The following is a 16333-nucleotide window of genomic DNA, read 5'->3' as shown; positions in this document are numbered from 1 at the left end:
AGGAAGGGTTATTGCTAAATTAAGTTTCAACAAAATAGATGATTGCCAAGTTTTTTAGTAAAGCAAAACCTATTCACTTTGTAATAATTGTGTTGGCATTACTCATTGTTTTTGTGTCAACGGTTATTTTATCTTCTGGTTATGAAATTAGCCTTTCAGGCTTTCTAAAGCAAATGCTATTGTTTGGTGTGTGCTTTTTCTCATTATTTATTTTTGATTTTTTGATTGGTAAGAATAACCTAACAAAGAAGAACAGTTACCATTTATTACTTTTTTGTTTGTTTATTGTTCAGATTCCACAAGCTTTTTTGGAATATCAAACGTTAATTGCCAACCTCTTTATACTGTTTGCATTGCGTAGAATAATCAGTATTAGATCTAAAAAATATTTAAAAAAGAAATTGTATGATGCGGCCTTTTGGATAACCCTGGCAACTTTATTGAGTTTTTGGGCTTCCTTGTTCTATATTTTAATTTTTGCGGCATTGTTTATTTATAAGATTTCTGATGTTAAAAACTGGATAGTTCCATTTTTGGGGATAATAACGGTGTTCTTAATTGGATTTTCCCTGGCACTTGTATTGAATCAGCCCATCATGCCAGTCGGTTATTACGTGCCAGAGATTAGTTTTGATTTTAGTACTTTGAACTCTAACCAAATAATAATTGCAGCCACTGTTTATTTTACTTATTTCTTGTGGTCGCTTTTATTCTATTTGAAAAATCTAAAATCTAAATCCAAAAGCTATAAAGCCTCTTATATTTTAATACTTATTGCAGCGTTTATTGCTTTGGCAATAATTATTTTAAAACCCAATAAATCGGGTGCAGACTTTTTATTTTTAATTGCTCCATTATCAATTATTGCGGCCAATTATATTGAATTGATCAAGGAAAAATGGTTTCGAGAAGTACTAATTTGGATTTTAATTATAGCTCCCATTGTATCGTTAATGCTGTAGTTTTTCGCCAAAAGCCAAATCTCCTGCATCACCCAAACCTGGGACAATATATCCTCTATCATTTAATGTGTCATCAATAGTAGCTATCCATAAATGAGTGTCTTTTGTAAAATGTTTTGATACATAATCTACACCTGCTTTAGCACCAATGACGCTAACCAAATGAATATTTTTTGGAGTACCGAATGGCTTTAATGCCTCAAAAGTCGCTACCATCGATTGTCCTGTTGCCAACATTGGATCTGCCAGAATTAATGTTTTGCCTTCTAGGTTTGGGCAAGCTAAATACTCAACAATAATCTCAAAACTTTCAGGGTTATGCTTATGATGTCTGTAAGCTGAAATAAAAGCGTTTTCAGCTTTATCAAAATAATTGAGTAGACCATTGTGTAATGGCACTCCAGCCCTCAAAACCGAACATAAAACAATATCATTGTTTGGAAGATTTTCTTTTGCAGTTCCCAAAGGCGTCGTTATTTCAGAAGAATGATAATCCAGTCCTTTACTTAATTCGTAACCCAATATTTCACCAGCACGTTCAATATTTCTTCTAAATCGCATACTATCCTTTTGTATGTCAATATTTCGCATTTCGGCAATGAAGGTGTTTAGAATAGAATTTTGCTCCGAAAGATTATGGACATGCATGATTGTTTTGATTTTTATGTGAGAGGTAAAGTTAATAAATAGGTTTATATTTGCGTTTTAAATTACGATATCATGTTCACAGAAAAGGCTAACAAAATTTTTCAGGAGGTAATTGAGAAATACCATATTATAAATACTGTAGACCAATCATTTACAAACCCTTATGACAAAGATTCCCATTTGCTGGAGCATTTGTTATACAGAAAGTGTTGGATTGATACGGTACAATGGCATTATGAAGATATTATTCGTGATCCACAAATAGATCCTGTTGCAGCCTTAAAATTAAAGCGTCAAATAGATGCTTCTAATCAAGATCGTACGGATATGGTAGAATATATTGACAGTTATTTTTTGGAAAAATACAAGGATGTCACTCCTAAAACCAATGCGACTATCAATACTGAAAGTCCTGCTTGGGGAATAGATAGGCTATCTATTTTAGCTTTGAAAATCTATCACATGCATGAAGAGGCTACGCGAGAAGATGCTTCAGCATCTCATAGAGAAGCTTGTCAAAAAAAATTGGATGTTTTGTTGGAACAACGAGTTGATTTATCTACTGCTATTGATACATTATTAAACGATATTGAAAATGGCGATAAGTACATGAAAGTTTATAAGCAAATGAAAATGTACAATGATGATGAGCTGAATCCTGTTTTACGTTCGCAGAAGTAAACCTCCTGCTTACCACAGGAATCTTTTTTGAAATACCATGTCAAAACCCACCCACATATTGGTTATTAGGTTATCAGCTATGGGTGACATTGCCATGACAGTTCCTGTTTTAAGGGCGCTTACAAATCAATATCCTCATTTAAAAATTACAGTTCTAACTAGAAAATTCTTCGCTCCCTTTTTTAGAGATTTGGAGAATGTAACAGTTTTTCCAGCCGATGTAAAAGGCAATCACAAAGGATTATTTGGGCTCTACAAATTAGCTAAAGCACTCAAAAAACAACAATTTGATGCTGTTGCCGATTTACACAAAGTATTGCGAAGTAAAGTTCTAAAACCCATGTTAGGAATCCGAAAAGTGGTTACAATTCACAAAGGGCGGAAAGAAAAAAAAGCGTTAGTAAAAGGTAAAATATTCGAACAGCTTAAAACTACGCATCAACGCTATGCGGATGTTTTTAAAGCATTAGGTTACCCGATTGATTTAAGCAATCCGTCGTTTTCCAAACCAGCAACCTTAAGTGAAAACTGTTTAAAATTTATTGGGAATTCAAATAAAAGACGCATTGGCATTGCACCATTTGCAGCTCATGAAAGTAAAATGTACCCTTTGGAACAAATGCAGCAAGTCATTGAAAAATTATCTTTAGAGTATCATGTTTTGCTGTTCGGTGGAGGCAAAAAGGAAACACAGATTTTAAGCTATTTTGAATCCAAAGAAAAAGGCATTGTTAATTTATCTGGTCAACTAACTTTAGATGAAGAGTTGGACGTGATTTCCAATTTAGATGTTATGTTGTCCATGGATTCTGGCAATGCACATTTGGCCGCCATGATGGGTATAAAAACCATTACCATTTGGGGCGTAACACATCCTTTTGCCGGTTTTGCACCATTTAACCAACCACAAGATTACTGTTTGTTGGCCGATAGAAACCAATACCCTCAAATCCCAACTTCAGTTTACGGCAATAAATTCCCTGAAGACTACAAACAAGCAGCAGGAAGCATTTCGGTAGAAACGGTTGTTGAAAAGGTTGCTTCTATTATCTAAAAGTGGAGTGTTCTATAAAGTCAACCTCTTTTTTAAATATCATCATAATCCACCACAATAGTTGATGTGGTAGGGTGAGCTTGGCAGGTTAAAATTAAACCTTCAGCGACTTCGTTGTCGGTCAGAATATTATTTTGTCTCATAGTCGCTTCACCTTCTTTTATTCTAGCCAAGCAACTGCTGCAAATACCGCCTTGACAGGAATAAGGCGCGTCTAAATCCTCGTCCAAAGCCGCTTCAAGAATCGTTTGTTTTTGAGACATTTCAAATGAAGTTTCTTCGTCATCTACAATTACCGTAATTTTAGTATTTCCATCTGCAACGCCATTTGTTGAGGTTGTTTCATCAGATTTTGCAGCTTTAAACAATTCGTAATGAATACGGTCTTGAGCCACTTGGTGTTCAGTTAGTACATCTTTAACAGCATGAATCATGCCTTCAGGCCCACACAAATAATAGGCATCAACATCTATATGCTTGTACTTGTTTTTCATCACAAAATTGACGGTGCTTTTTTCAATTCGACCAAAAATGGCTTCATCCTCATCAGCTTGACTGAACACAAATTGAATGGCAAATCGGTCTTTAAATTGATGCTGCAAATCCAGAAGCTCGTTAAGGAACATCGTGTCTTTGGTAGTCTTATTACCATAGACCAAAATAATTTTACTATGTACTTCTTCTTCCAAAGCACATCTAACGATGCTTAAAATAGGTGTAATACCACTACCGGCTGCGAAAAGAGCTATATTCTTGGTTTTTTTATCATTAGGCTCAAAAATAAAACGCCCTTTTGGTGGCGCTACGTCCAATGAGTCTCCAGCTTTTAATTCCTTGTTGGCATAAGAGGAAAAGGTGCCATCTGCAACTTCCTTTACAGCAACTTTTAGTTCATTGCTTTTGGGTGGGACACATAATGAGTAATCACGTCGAATCTCATCACCATTAATTTGTGTTTTAAGGGTAATATATTGACCCGCTTGAAAACGGAACGTTTCCTTTAAATTTTCGGGCACCTCAAAGCTGATAGTAACGGCTTTTTCGGTTTCTCTTTGAATTTCTTTTATTTTGAGTGTATGGAATTGAGACATCTAAATATTATTTTGGACAAAAATAAGAAATAGTACCAGCAATGTAGTTTGGATTGTAACAAAAAGTGCTTTAATATTACTAATGAATAAATCCCAACTTAAAACTATGGTAAAACAGTTTATAAACTTAGAGTGGAAACAGTTTTTAAGAGCGTCCTATTTTCAAAAAGGACTGGTAATAAAAATTTTGCTAATACTTGCAGCAATATATTTTGGTGGTATGGCTATTTTTATGGGCATAGGCTTATTCTTCATTTTTAAAAAGGCAATACCCGAAACAGATCCTATTGTTTCGGTCAACAACTTTTTAATTTTTTGGTTTTTGTTTGAGATTCTCATTAGATATTTTATGCAACAATTACCAGTAATGAATGTCAAACCGTTAATGACCATTCCCATTAAGAGAAATACGGTAATTCACTACTTGTTGGGAAAGACCGCCACGTCTTTTTTTAATTTTCTTTCCTTCTTTTTGTTTTTTCCATTTGCTATTGTTTTGCTATTTCATGGATATCCAATTTTAAACGTGAGTATCTGGTTTATCGGAATCCTATTTTTAACATTGAGTATTAATTATCTGAATTTCCTAGTCAATAAAAGTAACATGGTATTTTATGTAGTTGCTGCAATACTATTTGCTTCAATAGGGCTGGAATTTTACCAGGTTTTCAAAATCTCTAAACCTATTGGAATGGCTTTTAATGCCATGTATAATTATCCTTTATTAGTATTTATCCCAATACTACTGGCTTTTTCATTGTATTATTTAAATTTCATTTACATAAAAAAAGGGTTCTACCTGGATGATGCGGTTTCTAAAAAAGTCAAAGAGGTAAGTGCTACAGATTTATCATGGATGAATCGCTTTGGAAGCATTGCGCCTTTCTTGAAAAATGATATGAAATTGATTTGGAGAAATGCAAGACCAAAGCAAGTAATGATGATGTCATTTTTGTTTTTGTTTTACGGACTCATTTTTTACACTCAGGAAACCTATCAGCAAATGCCAGCCTTTTTAGCATTTGCATCAATGTTTGTTACAGGTGGCTTTTTAATGACTTTTGGACAATTAGTACCATCATGGGATAGTGAATATTACAAACTTCTAATGAGCCAAAATATTCCATATAGAAAATATTTAGAGTCAAAATGGTATCTTATGGTTGTAGCAGTTGGTATTTCTTTCGTTTTAAGCACACCTTATTTGTATTTTGGATGGAAGATATTTGGTATGATAGCGGCTGGAGCCCTATTTAATATTGGATTAAATTCATTTATAACATTGTTTGGTGGAGCTTTGAATCGAGTGCCTATCGAATTAAATGTTAAGGCAAAGGCTTTTAGTAATACCAATGGATTTAATCCAACACAGATGCTTATTGCATTGCCAAAATTTTTATTACCAATGGGTTTATTCTATATTCCTTACAAGCTGATTAGTTTTGAGGCGGGATTAATAGTTTTGGCTCTAAGCGGTGTTTTAGGGGTTGTGTTTAAAGGATATTTTTTAAAGAAAATAGAACAAGTATATCAGAATGGAAAGTATAAAACTGTTGCAGCATTTGGCGAAAAGCATTAATAAAATTTAAATTAATTACATCATGATAGTAACCTCAAACCTCTCAAAAAAATACAACAACAACCTTGTTTTAAACATTGATCATTTAGATATACCCAAAGGTCAAAGTTTTGGTTTGGTTGGCAATAATGGTGCGGGCAAAACAACTTATTTTAGTTTATTACTGGATCTCATTCAACCAACTACGGGACATATAAAAAACAACAACGTATTGGTTCATGAAAGTGAAGACTGGAAGCCGTTTACTTCAGCTTTTATTGATGAAAGTTTTTTAATTGGCTACCTGACCGCCGAAGAGTATTTTTACTTTATTGGCGAATTACGCGGGCAGAATAAGGCGGACGTTGATAAACTTATCAGCCAGTTTGAAGACTTTTTTCATGGTGAAATTCTAGGTCAGAAAAAATACCTTCGTGATTTAAGCAAAGGAAATCAAAAGAAAGCCGGTATTGTGGCTGCATTAATTGGAAATCCTGAAGTCATTATTTTAGACGAACCATTTGCAAATTTGGATCCAACAACTCAAATTAGGCTAAAAGGTATTATCAAAAATTTAGCTGAGACAAAGGGGATTACGGTTTTAATATCCAGTCACGACTTACTGCATGTAACCGATGTTTGTGAGCGTATTGTTGTTTTGGAAAAAGGTGAAATTGTCAAAGATTTAAGAACGAGCACAGAAACATTAAAAGAGTTGGAAGCCCACTTTTCGGGAGAGGCTGTACAATAAACCTACTCATAGTAAGCTTTTTGTTGTTTAACGGAAATAAACCCCAATATCAAGTAAAAGTCCTTTAAAAATATGCGATAATTCAAAAAGATGCTTATTTTTACCTTTCTGCATAATAATAATAGCAGTTTATAGTTAATAAGGTTAAACACGCCAACGTTGAAAACATCTTTCAAAATTATTGCAGGAATAATACTTTCCGCTTGCGTATTCGTGAGTTGCTCTCGTAAAAAAGACAGTTTTTTAAGTCGAAATTTTCATGCAGTAACAGCGGAATATAACACGCTTTATAATGGTTATTTGGCATTAGAGCAGGGTAGAAAAACTGTAAATGAATCCTATGATGATAACTATTGGGAGATTCTGCCCATAGAGCGTATGCAGATTTCCGAAGAGGTTATGCTGCCTGGTCAATCTAAAAATGAAAATTTTGAACGTGCTGAAGAAAAAGCTATTAAGGCTATTCAGAAGCATGGCATGAACATTAACGGGAAGGAAAAAAACCCGCAAATTGATGAGGCCTATTTACTACTGGGTAAAGCGCGCTATTTTGATCAACGTTTCGTGCCAGCACTACAAGCATTCAACTATATTCTTTATAAGTATCCTGCCAGCGACAATATAAACCATGCCAGAATTTGGCGCGAAAAAACAAATATTCGCCTTGACAATAATGAACTAGCAATCAAGAACCTCAAAACTTTGATGTTCCAAGAAGAATTGGAAGGTCAAGATTTAGCTGATGCGACATCTATGATGGCACAAGCTTATATCAATACGAAAGCGTTGGATAGTGCCGTCTGGCAATTGGAAACAGCAGCAAAAGCAACCAAAAGCCATGATGAGAGAGGGCGTTATAGATTCATTCAAGGGCAATTATACAATAGATTGAATCATAAAGACAGCGCTAATTTAGCTTTCGACAAGGTCATTGAATTAAACAGAAAAACACCAAGGGCTTACTTGATTGCTGCTTATGTAGGGAAAGCTAAAAATTTCGACTTTGATAATGATGATAAAGTAGCGTTGCTTGAACTGCTTCATGAACTGGAAGCCAACAGGGAAAACAGACCATTTTTGAGTAAAATTTATTATCAAATTGCAGAATATCATCTTAAAAATGCTTCGGATTCCTTGGCTGTTGAAAACTATAACAAATCTTTAAGAACCAATCCATCCGACCAAATATTAGTTGCTAAAAACTATGAAAATTTGGGGGATATCTTTTTTGATTATACCGAATATAAAATAGCTGGAGCATACTATGACAGTACAATGCTTAATATGCGTAAGGACAGCAAACCCTATAGAGTGATAAAACGCAAAAGGGATAATTTAGACGATGTCATTCTCTATGAAGACATGGCTTTCAGAAATGATAGTATTTTGAAATTAACCGCTATGTCTGAAAGCGAAAGAAATGCGTATTTCAAGGAATATACAGAATCTCTGAAATTGGCTGCTGAAGAAGAAAGAGCAAGACAGGAATTGGCCGAGCGGAATCAAGGTTTGATAACTGCCAAAGGCGGTAGTTCATTTGGAATGAAAACCGATTCAAAAATGGATGTTAAATCTGATGATAAACTAGGAGGAGCAAAATCGGAAGGCAGATCTTCAGGCGGTGTAAGGCCAGCAGGTGGACCCAACCCTGGCGCAGTACCCACATTTTATTTTTATAATACGGCAACTATTTCCTATGGCAGAAATCAATTCAAAAGAATTTGGGGAGATAGAGAGCTACAAGACAATTGGCGTTGGGGCAGTTCAATTAAATCTTCAAAAGGGAGTCAGGCAGTGGTATTAGCCAATACCGAAGAAGACAGTGAACTTTTTGACCCAGAATTTTACATTGCTCAAATTCCGAGCGAACAAGTGAAAATTGATAGCATCAAAACCGAAAGAAATTTGGCATATTATCAGTTGGGGCTTATATATAAAGAGAAATTTAAAGAATACGACCTGTCAAAAGATAAATTCCAAACACTCTTGGGAATGGAGCCTGATGAGAAATTAATTCTTCCATCTAAATATAATTTATACAAAATATACGATTTACAGGGATATGACAATCAAGCGGCAAACATCAAAAATGACATAATTACGAACTATCCAGATTCACGTTATGCGGCTATACTCTTAAATCCAGAGTCAGCTTTAGCTCAAGACGACAGCAATCCAGAACATGTTTATAATAGATTGTTTAAAAAGCTTGAAGATCAGGAGTATCAGGTTGTTATTGATGAAACCAACAAGTTCATCTCTATTTTTGAAGGCGAAAAGATTGTACCAAAATTTGAGCTTCTCAAGGCAAATGCCACCGGACGGTTACATGGGTTCGAAGAATACAGCAAAGCTATTGGTTATGTAGCTTACAATTATGCTAATACACCTGAAGGCGCTCAAGCTAAAGTAATTATGGATGAACTTTTCCCTAAAATAAGCACCAAAGAGTTTGTGGACAATCCTGAAGAACAGAATTTCAAAATCGTGTACTACTTCAACGGGCCATCTGAAGATGAAATTAAAGACTTTGCTGAAAAACTTCAAAAGGAAATAGAAACCGTTAATGTCTTTGATTTAACATTGTCTGTAGATGTTTACAATCCTGAAACAACCTTTGTTGTTGTGCATGGACTTACAAGCAAAGAAGGCGCCATGGGTTATGCCAGTGCTTTAGAAGAACGAAAAAAGAATAAAATAATTCATCAGCATTTTGCAGCTTCATCAACCAACTACAAAATCATTCAGGTTCATAAGAACATGGACGAGTACTTGAGTATAGAATAACTATTTAAAACCAAAAGTTATGTTTTCAGAAAACAAAAAAGAAAGACCTTCTAACGAAAGCACCTCCAACCAAAATATCATTGCCCAAGGAACAAAGGTAATTGGTGATTTGGTGAGTGATGGCGATTTTAGAATTGATGGAAATGTGGAGGGCAACTTGCGTTCGCCAGGAAAAATAGTTGTTGGAAAATCGGGTTTTGTTAAAGGAACGCTGGTTGGTACTGATGCTTATTTTGAAGGCAAGTTTTCTGGCAAATTAACACTTTCAGGAACGTTGACTTTAAAATCTACAGCCCACATTGAAGGAGAAGTAGTTCTAGGCAAGTTAGCGGTTGAACCAGGGGCCACATTTAATGTTAATTGCACTATGAAGGGTGCTGTAAAAGAGTTTAATAAAGGTGAACTCCAAGAATCAAAGCCAAAACAACAAGGGCAAACAGCTTAACGCCTATGCTAAATATTCCAGTATAGCCATTCAAATGTTTGCTATTATTGGAATTGGCAGTTTTATAGGCGTTAAATTGGACGATAAATTTCCCAATGAACACAATCTCTACGCTATAATTCTATCATTATCTTCAGTAATATTGGCCATTGTTTTTGTAATAAGACGTATTATTGCAAACTCAAAAGACGATAATTAATGGCACAATCATTCAAAAGTAGACAAATGTCTTTTTTAATACAAAATGTGATTTTTACACTCATTTTGTTTGGCGCACATACTTATTTACTATCTCATTTTGCTGAAGGCATAACATTTTTCTTCCCAATTTGGCAAGTTTATGTTTTTCATTTTATTATTACGACTGCACTTTATACCATCATCAATTATAAATACTCAAAGGGGAAAACAGATATTTTTAACACCTTTATGTTGAGTACTTTTCTAAAAATGGTTTTAGCTATTTTGTTTTTATTGCCATTGTTATTGTCTGGAATGGATAATAAACAACCAGATGTGTTCAACTTTTTTATCCCGTACTTTTTGTATTTATTTTTTGAAGTTTTTTCGCTCACCAAATTCCTAAATAAACGACCTTAATAAGCCGTTCTTTTTTGCTGATTTTTGCTCAAAAAATAATCATGAAATTATTGTTTGACAATTAATATAATGTACGTACATTTGCACGGAATTTAAAGCAAGGTATTTTTAAGCAAAATATAATGACATTAAACACCTTTAAAAGCGCCATTTTATCTGCATTGTTTTTAGCAACATCATTGAGTGGTTTTGCCAATGAAAATTCAGATACTCAAGAAGATAAAGAATTTAATGCGAAGGACATGATCATGCATCACGTTAAGGATGCACATGAATTCCACATCATAACTTTACATGAAGGAAAAGAGAACCAAAAAGACATCTCAATTCCCCTTCCTATTATACTTTGGACCGACAATGGATTGGTAACCTTTATGTCTAGCGAATTTCATCATGACGATACGGGTCATACTATTGTTGAAAAGAATGGTATGCAATTCGTAAAATCTCATGAAAAAATTTACCAATTAAATTCAGGCGCACATGCCGTTGAATTCGATGCGGAACACCACCCAACCAATGCAGTTACACCTCTTGATTTTTCTATTACGAGAAACGTGTTTATGATGTGGGTATCTATTTTGGTGTTGTTGCTTATTTTTGTTGGTGCTGCAAGACGGTATAAAAAGTCTGAAGATAATGTGCCAACAGGAATTGCTGGTTTCATAGAACCATTAGTGGTTTTTGTAAGAGATGAAATTGCAAAACCCATGATAGGCGAAAAGAAATACAGAAGATACATGCCTTATTTGCTTACTGTATTCTTCTTTATATGGATAAACAACATATTTGGTTTAATACCTATTCTTAATGGTGCTAACTTAAGTGGTAATATTGCCTTTACCATGACATTGGCACTTTTTACATTCATTATTACAACGTTTAGCGGAAACAAAAACTATTGGAAACATATATTTTGGATGCCAGGAGTTCCTGTTCCAATGAAGATATTTTTGATGCCTATTGAATTGATAGGTATTTTCACAAAGCCAATTTCGCTTATGATTCGTTTGTTCGCTAACATTACAGCAGGACACATTATCATTTTAGCGTTAATGTCTTTAATTTTTATTTTTAAAACAGTTGCGGTTGCTCCAGTTTCAGTGGCGTTCTCATTATTCATTGGGATTATTGAAATTGTTGTTACAGCAATACAAGCATATATATTTACAGTGTTGTCAGCATTATATTTTGGCATGGCAACCGAAGAAGAGCATCATTAATTAATTTAAATTTTATTATTATGACTATTACTGGAATTGCAGCTATTGGAGCTGGTTTAGCAGCTATCGGAGCTGGTGTAGGTATTGGTAAAATTGGTGGATCTGCTATGGAAGCTATGGCACGTCAACCAGAAATGCACGGTAAGATTCAATCTTCTGCATTAATTTTAGCAGCCTTCGTAGAAGCGGTAGCGTTATTCGGCGTTGTAGCAGCGTTAATCGTTTAATGATTACTTAAATATTGAGGTAACGGTTGGTTGCCTCAATATTTTAAAATTTAAGTTATTTAAAACAAAAAAGAAATGGATTTAATTACACCTGGATTCGGATTGGTATTTTGGACAGCAATAACATTTTTGTGTTTGCTTTTCATTTTAAGAAAATTTGCATGGAAACCTATTCTTGGCGCTGTTGAAGACAGAGAAGAAGGCATCAAAAAAGCTTTAGCTTCTGCTGAAAACGCTCGAAAGGAAATGGAAAACTTACATGCTGACAACGAACGTATACTTAACGAAGCTCGTGCAGAACGCGAAGCATTGTTAAAAGAAGCTAGAGATATCAAGACTAAAATGATAGCGGATGCCAAAGATGAGGCACAGTCTCAAGCAAATAAAATTATTGAACAAGCCCAGGCAGCTATTGAAAGTGAGAAAAAAGCAGCCATGTCTGAATTAAAGAACCACGTAGCAACATTATCTTTAGAGATTGCTGAAAAGGTTGTTCGTGAAGAGTTGTCTAACAAAGACAAACAAATTCAGTTAGTTGAATCCATGTTAGGAGAAGCAATTTTAAATTAATACCAAATGGCAGGTACAAGAGCAGCAATACGTTATGCAAAAGCAATATTGAGTTTGGCATCGGAGCAGAATACTGCCGAAGCTGTAAACACGGATATGAAAGCGGTTGCATTGACTGTTGCGGAAAATAAAGACTTAAGCGACATGCTTCAAAGTCCTGTTGTAAGGTCTTCTGTTAAGAAATCGGTGTTGATGCAAGTATTCAATAATACCAATGCACTTACAGGAAATTTAATAGATACCTTAATTGCTAATAAGCGAATTTCCTTATTAGAAGCTGTAGCAGTGAATTACAATCGTCTATACGACGAATTGAAAGGAACTCAAATAGCTACAGTAACAACTGCAGTGCCATTGACCGATGATTTAAAAGTTAAGGTGCTTGCTAAAGTTAAAGAGCTTACAGGCAAACAGGTTGAAGTAAAAAATATAATTGATGAAAGCATTTTAGGTGGTTTCATTTTACGTGTTGGTGATATTCAGTACAATGCAAGTATTGCCAATAAATTGAATAAGTTAAAAAGAGAATTTACATTAAATTAAAAATAGGTGGTCATTGAGGCTCTCGAAATGACCACATGCAAAATCTAATAAAAGATGGCAGAAGTAAAACCAGCTGAAATATCAGCAATCTTAAAACAACAACTTTCAGGTTTTGAAGCAGGTGCTTCATTAGACGAAGTAGGAACAGTATTAACTGTTGGTGATGGTATTGTACGTGCTTACGGACTATCAAATGCTCAATACGGTGAGTTAGTAGAGTTTGAAGGCGGTTTAGAAGGTATTGTATTAAACCTTGAAGAAGACAATGTTGGTATTGTATTATTAGGGGATTCTAAAGGCGTTAAAGAAGGATCTACGGTTAAGCGAACCAATCGCATTGCATCTATCAATGTAGGTGAAGGAATTGTTGGTCGTGTTGTAGATACACTTGGAAACCCAATTGATGGTAAAGGTCCTATCTCTGGTGAAACTTATGAGATGCCATTGGAGCGTAAGGCACCTGGTGTTATTTATCGTGAGCCAGTAACTGAACCATTACAAACAGGTATTAAGTCAATCGACGCCATGATTCCTGTAGGTAGAGGTCAGCGTGAGTTGGTAATTGGTGACCGTCAAACTGGTAAGACAACAGTTTGTATCGATACCATCTTAAATCAAAAAGAATTTTATGATGCAGGTGAGCCTGTATATTGTATATATGTTGCTGTAGGACAAAAAGCATCTACAGTGGCTAACATCGCCAAAACATTGGAAGAAAAAGGTGCTTTAGCTTATACAACTATTGTAGCAGCTAATGCTTCTGATCCAGCACCAATGCAAGTATATGCGCCTATGGCAGGTGCTGCTATTGGGGAGTATTTTAGAGATACTGGCCGTCCAGCGTTAATCATTTATGATGATTTATCAAAGCAAGCGGTTGCATATCGTGAGGTATCGTTATTGTTACGTCGTCCACCAGGACGTGAGGCGTATCCTGGAGACGTTTTCTACTTACATTCACGTTTATTAGAGCGTTCTGCAAAGGTTATTAATGACGATGCCATTGCAAAAGAAATGAACGATTTACCAGAAACCTTAAAGCCAATTGTAAAAGGTGGTGGTTCGTTAACAGCTTTACCAATTATTGAAACACAAGCAGGTGACGTATCAGCGTATATCCCAACAAACGTAATTTCGATTACGGATGGTCAGATTTTCTTGGATGGTGACTTGTTTAACTCGGGTGTTCGTCCAGCAATTAACGTAGGTATTTCTGTATCACGTGTTGGTGGTAACGCTCAAATTAAATCCATGAAAAAAGTTGCTGGTACATTAAAATTAGATCAAGCTCAATTCCGTGAACTGGAAGCATTTGCGAAGTTTGGTTCTGATTTAGATTCGGCTACTTTAAATGTTATTGAAAAAGGTAAACGTAACGTTGAGATATTAAAACAAGCTCAAAACGATCCATATACTGTTGAAGATCAAATTGCAATCATTTATGCAGGTTCTAAAAACTTGTTAAGAGATGTTCCTGTTGAGAAAGTAAAGGAATTTGAACGTGATTTTATTGAGTTTTTAAAGGCGAAGCACAGTGACGCTTTAGCAACTCTTAAAGCCGGTAAATTAACTGATGAGGTTACAGATACTTTGATGACTGTAGCTAAAGAATTATCAGCAAAATATAGAGCATAACTAGACTTTAGTCGTTAGTCAGCAAGACTATAGACTAACCACTAATAACTAAAGACTAAATATGGCAAATTTAAAAGAAATACGTAACAGAATATCATCGGTGTCTTCAACCATGCAGATAACCAGTGCCATGAAAATGGTATCAGCTGCAAAATTGAAAAAGGCACAAGATGCTATCACTGCCATGCGTCCTTATGCAGATAAGTTAACCGAGCTATTACAAAGTTTGAGTGCTACTTTAGATGCGGACTCTGGAAGCAAGTTTTCTGAACAACGTGAGGTCAACAAGGTTTTAATTGTTGCGATTACGTCAAATAGAGGTTTGGCAGGTGCTTTTAACTCCAATATTATAAAAGAAGTTAATAAATTGGCATCAGGTAAGTATGCCAACCAAGATGTCTCTTACGTAACTATTGGTAAAAAAGCCAATGATGCGTTTAAAAAGACTAACAAGGTTATCTCTAACAATAGTGCTGTTTTTGATGATTTGACTTTTGATAATGTTGCTGAAATTGCTGAAATGTTGATGGATAAATTTGTTGCAGGAGAATTTGATAAAATTGAAGTGGTTTACAACAAGTTCAAAAACGCAGCTACCCAAGAAGTTATCACTGAACAATTTTTACCAATTGTGCCAATTGAAAGCGATGCTAATGTCAATCTAGATTACATCTTTGAACCTTCTAAATTAGAGATTGTAGAACAGTTAATCCCTAAATCTTTAAAGACTCAATTATTTAAAGCTATCAGAGATTCATTTGCTAGTGAGCATGGTGCTCGTATGACAGCTATGCACAAAGCAACTGATAATGCAACAGAATTGAGAGACCAGTTGAAATTGACTTATAACAAAGCACGTCAGGCAGCTATTACTAATGAGATACTTGAAATCGTTGGTGGTGCGGAAGCATTAAACAACTAAACGGTTTTAAGATTTAATTAAATAACAGAAACCTCGCATAATGCGAGGTTTTTTTATGGCATTAATTTTGAAATTGTATATTTATAATTCTATTATGTCATGCCATGAAAATCAAGTACGTGATACTCCTTTTGTTTAGTTTAGTTTTTGCGACAATAACTATGACTCAATGTTCGAGTTCTAAATCTAAAGCGCAACAAGGAATGGTTAAACTAGAAGACAAACCACCTTTTGTTTTGGGGGATGTCTTCTTTCAAAAATGGGTAGCTGGTGTTCAGGGAGGCGGATCGGGATACCATTTGTATTTGCCCGTCAAGGAAAACAAAAAGCATGTAGTTTTTGACAGTGCTTTTTTTAGAGGATTAAAGGCTAAACTTGAACAAGGTAAAATAGGTTATATAGCATCATTTGAAACAGCATTGAATAGAAAGCCTGACCTAAACATGAGCGGTAACAAACTTGATGAATACGGCAATATATTTCCTCATAAACTGGAGTTAACCGAATGTGTTTTGAGTTATATTGAAAAAAATGAAGTCAAGTATTTTAAGGTTAAAAATCTGATTGAAAAACAAGCAGAATATTACCCTCGAGTTCCGCCTAATGAAGAATAACCAATCTCTTTGGTTTACGTTA

General features: G+C 35.0%; 18 protein-coding genes. 16 read left to right on the top strand and 2 right to left on the bottom strand.

The genetic code is table 11. From position 1 onward, the window contains the following. Positions 1-38: 38 nt before the first annotated feature. Positions 39-962, top strand: a complete 924-nt coding sequence (locus ACKXGU_RS08430) for a DUF6427 family protein (RefSeq protein ID WP_463464902.1) — start codon at positions 39-41, stop codon at positions 960-962. On the opposite strand, the gene upp is transcribed toward ACKXGU_RS08430, so the two are convergent. Beyond that, positions 951-1610: a uracil phosphoribosyltransferase gene (gene upp / locus ACKXGU_RS08425; protein WP_463464901.1), complete on the bottom strand. Its 660-nt coding sequence runs from the start codon at positions 1608-1610 to the stop codon at positions 951-953. The two genes, ACKXGU_RS08430 and upp, sit on opposite strands and share 12 nt — an antisense overlap. A 72-nt stretch (positions 1611-1682) precedes the next feature. On the opposite strand from upp, the gene ACKXGU_RS08420 reads away from it, so the two are divergent. After that, positions 1683-2291: a DUF4254 domain-containing protein gene (locus ACKXGU_RS08420; RefSeq protein ID WP_463464900.1), complete on the top strand. Its 609-nt coding sequence runs from the start codon at positions 1683-1685 to the stop codon at positions 2289-2291. 37 nt (positions 2292-2328) lie between these two features. Next, positions 2329-3345: a glycosyltransferase family 9 protein gene (locus ACKXGU_RS08415; protein ID WP_463464899.1), complete on the top strand. Its 1017-nt coding sequence runs from the start codon at positions 2329-2331 to the stop codon at positions 3343-3345. A gap of 32 nt (positions 3346-3377) precedes the next feature. Here the strand turns inward: ACKXGU_RS08415 and ACKXGU_RS08410 are convergent, their stop codons facing one another. Continuing rightward, positions 3378-4436, bottom strand: a complete 1059-nt coding sequence (locus tag ACKXGU_RS08410) for a 2Fe-2S iron-sulfur cluster-binding protein (protein WP_463464898.1) — start codon at positions 4434-4436, stop codon at positions 3378-3380. A gap of 82 nt (positions 4437-4518) precedes the next feature. On the opposite strand from ACKXGU_RS08410, the gene ACKXGU_RS08405 reads away from it, so the two are divergent. The 13 genes from ACKXGU_RS08405 to ACKXGU_RS08345 all read left to right on the top strand — a co-directional run bounded on the left by ACKXGU_RS08405 (position 4519) and on the right by ACKXGU_RS08345 (position 16311). Beyond that, entirely contained in the window at positions 4519-6015 is a 1497-nt protein-coding gene (locus tag ACKXGU_RS08405; RefSeq protein ID WP_463464897.1) for a DUF5687 family protein, read from the top strand. 22 nt (positions 6016-6037) lie between these two features. Continuing rightward, positions 6038-6745 carry an ABC transporter ATP-binding protein gene (locus ACKXGU_RS08400; protein ID WP_463464896.1) on the top strand — a complete coding sequence of 236 codons (708 nt, stop codon included), beginning with the start codon at positions 6038-6040 and terminating at the stop codon, positions 6743-6745. A 159-nt stretch (positions 6746-6904) separates the two neighbouring features. Further along, positions 6905-9532, top strand: coding sequence for a type IX secretion system periplasmic lipoprotein PorW/SprE (porW, locus tag ACKXGU_RS08395; RefSeq protein ID WP_463464895.1), 2628 nt, complete (start codon positions 6905-6907; stop codon positions 9530-9532). A gap of 19 nt (positions 9533-9551) precedes the next feature. Then, positions 9552-9977 carry a bactofilin family protein gene (locus ACKXGU_RS08390; RefSeq protein ID WP_463464894.1) on the top strand — a complete coding sequence of 142 codons (426 nt, stop codon included), beginning with the start codon at positions 9552-9554 and terminating at the stop codon, positions 9975-9977. Continuing rightward, positions 9931-10176: an AtpZ/AtpI family protein gene (locus ACKXGU_RS08385; protein ID WP_463464893.1), complete on the top strand. Its 246-nt coding sequence runs from the start codon at positions 9931-9933 to the stop codon at positions 10174-10176. The genes ACKXGU_RS08390 and ACKXGU_RS08385 overlap by 47 nt, the downstream gene beginning before the upstream one ends. Next, the gene (locus ACKXGU_RS08380) at positions 10176-10577 is read left to right on the top strand and encodes a hypothetical protein (protein ID WP_463464892.1); all 402 of its coding nucleotides are present in this window, start codon (positions 10176-10178) and stop codon (positions 10575-10577) included. The genes ACKXGU_RS08385 and ACKXGU_RS08380 overlap by 1 nt, the downstream gene beginning before the upstream one ends. A gap of 122 nt (positions 10578-10699) precedes the next feature. Then, complete coding sequence (gene atpB / locus ACKXGU_RS08375; RefSeq protein WP_463464891.1) at positions 10700-11800, top strand: F0F1 ATP synthase subunit A; 1101 nt, start codon at positions 10700-10702, stop codon at positions 11798-11800. A 20-nt stretch (positions 11801-11820) separates the two neighbouring features. After that, positions 11821-12027: an ATP synthase F0 subunit C gene (gene atpE / locus ACKXGU_RS08370; RefSeq protein WP_103050608.1), complete on the top strand. Its 207-nt coding sequence runs from the start codon at positions 11821-11823 to the stop codon at positions 12025-12027. Between the two features lie 75 nt (positions 12028-12102). Continuing rightward, a complete protein-coding gene (locus tag ACKXGU_RS08365; protein WP_103050607.1) occupies positions 12103-12597 on the top strand; it encodes a F0F1 ATP synthase subunit B in 495 nt (164 codons plus the stop codon). A 6-nt stretch (positions 12598-12603) separates the two neighbouring features. Continuing rightward, a complete protein-coding gene (gene atpH, locus ACKXGU_RS08360; RefSeq protein ID WP_463464890.1) occupies positions 12604-13140 on the top strand; it encodes an ATP synthase F1 subunit delta in 537 nt (178 codons plus the stop codon). A 54-nt stretch (positions 13141-13194) separates the two neighbouring features. After that, positions 13195-14775: a F0F1 ATP synthase subunit alpha gene (gene atpA / locus ACKXGU_RS08355; protein WP_463464889.1), complete on the top strand. Its 1581-nt coding sequence runs from the start codon at positions 13195-13197 to the stop codon at positions 14773-14775. Between the two features lie 61 nt (positions 14776-14836). Further along, positions 14837-15697 (top strand): ATP synthase F1 subunit gamma, encoded by an 861-nt coding sequence (gene atpG / locus ACKXGU_RS08350; RefSeq protein ID WP_463464888.1) that lies wholly within the window; start codon positions 14837-14839, stop codon positions 15695-15697. A gap of 161 nt (positions 15698-15858) precedes the next feature. Then, positions 15859-16311 carry a hypothetical protein gene (locus ACKXGU_RS08345; RefSeq protein WP_463464887.1) on the top strand — a complete coding sequence of 151 codons (453 nt, stop codon included), beginning with the start codon at positions 15859-15861 and terminating at the stop codon, positions 16309-16311. Positions 16312-16333: the final 22 nt, after the last annotated feature.

This window comes from Hanstruepera sp. CR43, assembly GCF_055227665.1.
Note: the sequence above shows the minus strand (reverse complement) of the source record. Positions and strands in the feature narration are given on the sequence as shown.

Coding starts and splice junctions, on each gene's coding strand:
- ACKXGU_RS08415 (WP_463464899.1), top strand. CDS start 2,329: ATGTCAAAACCCACCCACATATTGGTTATTAGGTTATCAGCTATGGGT.
- ACKXGU_RS08345 (WP_463464887.1), top strand. CDS start 15,859: ATGACTCAATGTTCGAGTTCTAAATCTAAAGCGCAACAAGGAATGGTT.
- ACKXGU_RS08390 (WP_463464894.1), top strand. CDS start 9,552: ATGTTTTCAGAAAACAAAAAAGAAAGACCTTCTAACGAAAGCACCTCC.
- ACKXGU_RS08410 (WP_463464898.1), bottom strand. CDS start 4,436: ATGTCTCAATTCCATACACTCAAAATAAAAGAAATTCAAAGAGAAACC.
- atpA (WP_463464889.1), top strand. CDS start 13,195: ATGGCAGAAGTAAAACCAGCTGAAATATCAGCAATCTTAAAACAACAA.
- ACKXGU_RS08405 (WP_463464897.1), top strand. CDS start 4,519: ATGAATAAATCCCAACTTAAAACTATGGTAAAACAGTTTATAAACTTA.
- atpH (WP_463464890.1), top strand. CDS start 12,604: ATGGCAGGTACAAGAGCAGCAATACGTTATGCAAAAGCAATATTGAGT.
- ACKXGU_RS08420 (WP_463464900.1), top strand. CDS start 1,683: ATGTTCACAGAAAAGGCTAACAAAATTTTTCAGGAGGTAATTGAGAAA.
- ACKXGU_RS08400 (WP_463464896.1), top strand. CDS start 6,038: ATGATAGTAACCTCAAACCTCTCAAAAAAATACAACAACAACCTTGTT.
- upp (WP_463464901.1), bottom strand. CDS start 1,610: ATGCATGTCCATAATCTTTCGGAGCAAAATTCTATTCTAAACACCTTC.
- ACKXGU_RS08380 (WP_463464892.1), top strand. CDS start 10,176: ATGGCACAATCATTCAAAAGTAGACAAATGTCTTTTTTAATACAAAAT.
- ACKXGU_RS08430 (WP_463464902.1), top strand. CDS start 39: ATGATTGCCAAGTTTTTTAGTAAAGCAAAACCTATTCACTTTGTAATA.
- atpG (WP_463464888.1), top strand. CDS start 14,837: ATGGCAAATTTAAAAGAAATACGTAACAGAATATCATCGGTGTCTTCA.
- ACKXGU_RS08365 (WP_103050607.1), top strand. CDS start 12,103: ATGGATTTAATTACACCTGGATTCGGATTGGTATTTTGGACAGCAATA.
- atpB (WP_463464891.1), top strand. CDS start 10,700: ATGACATTAAACACCTTTAAAAGCGCCATTTTATCTGCATTGTTTTTA.
- atpE (WP_103050608.1), top strand. CDS start 11,821: ATGACTATTACTGGAATTGCAGCTATTGGAGCTGGTTTAGCAGCTATC.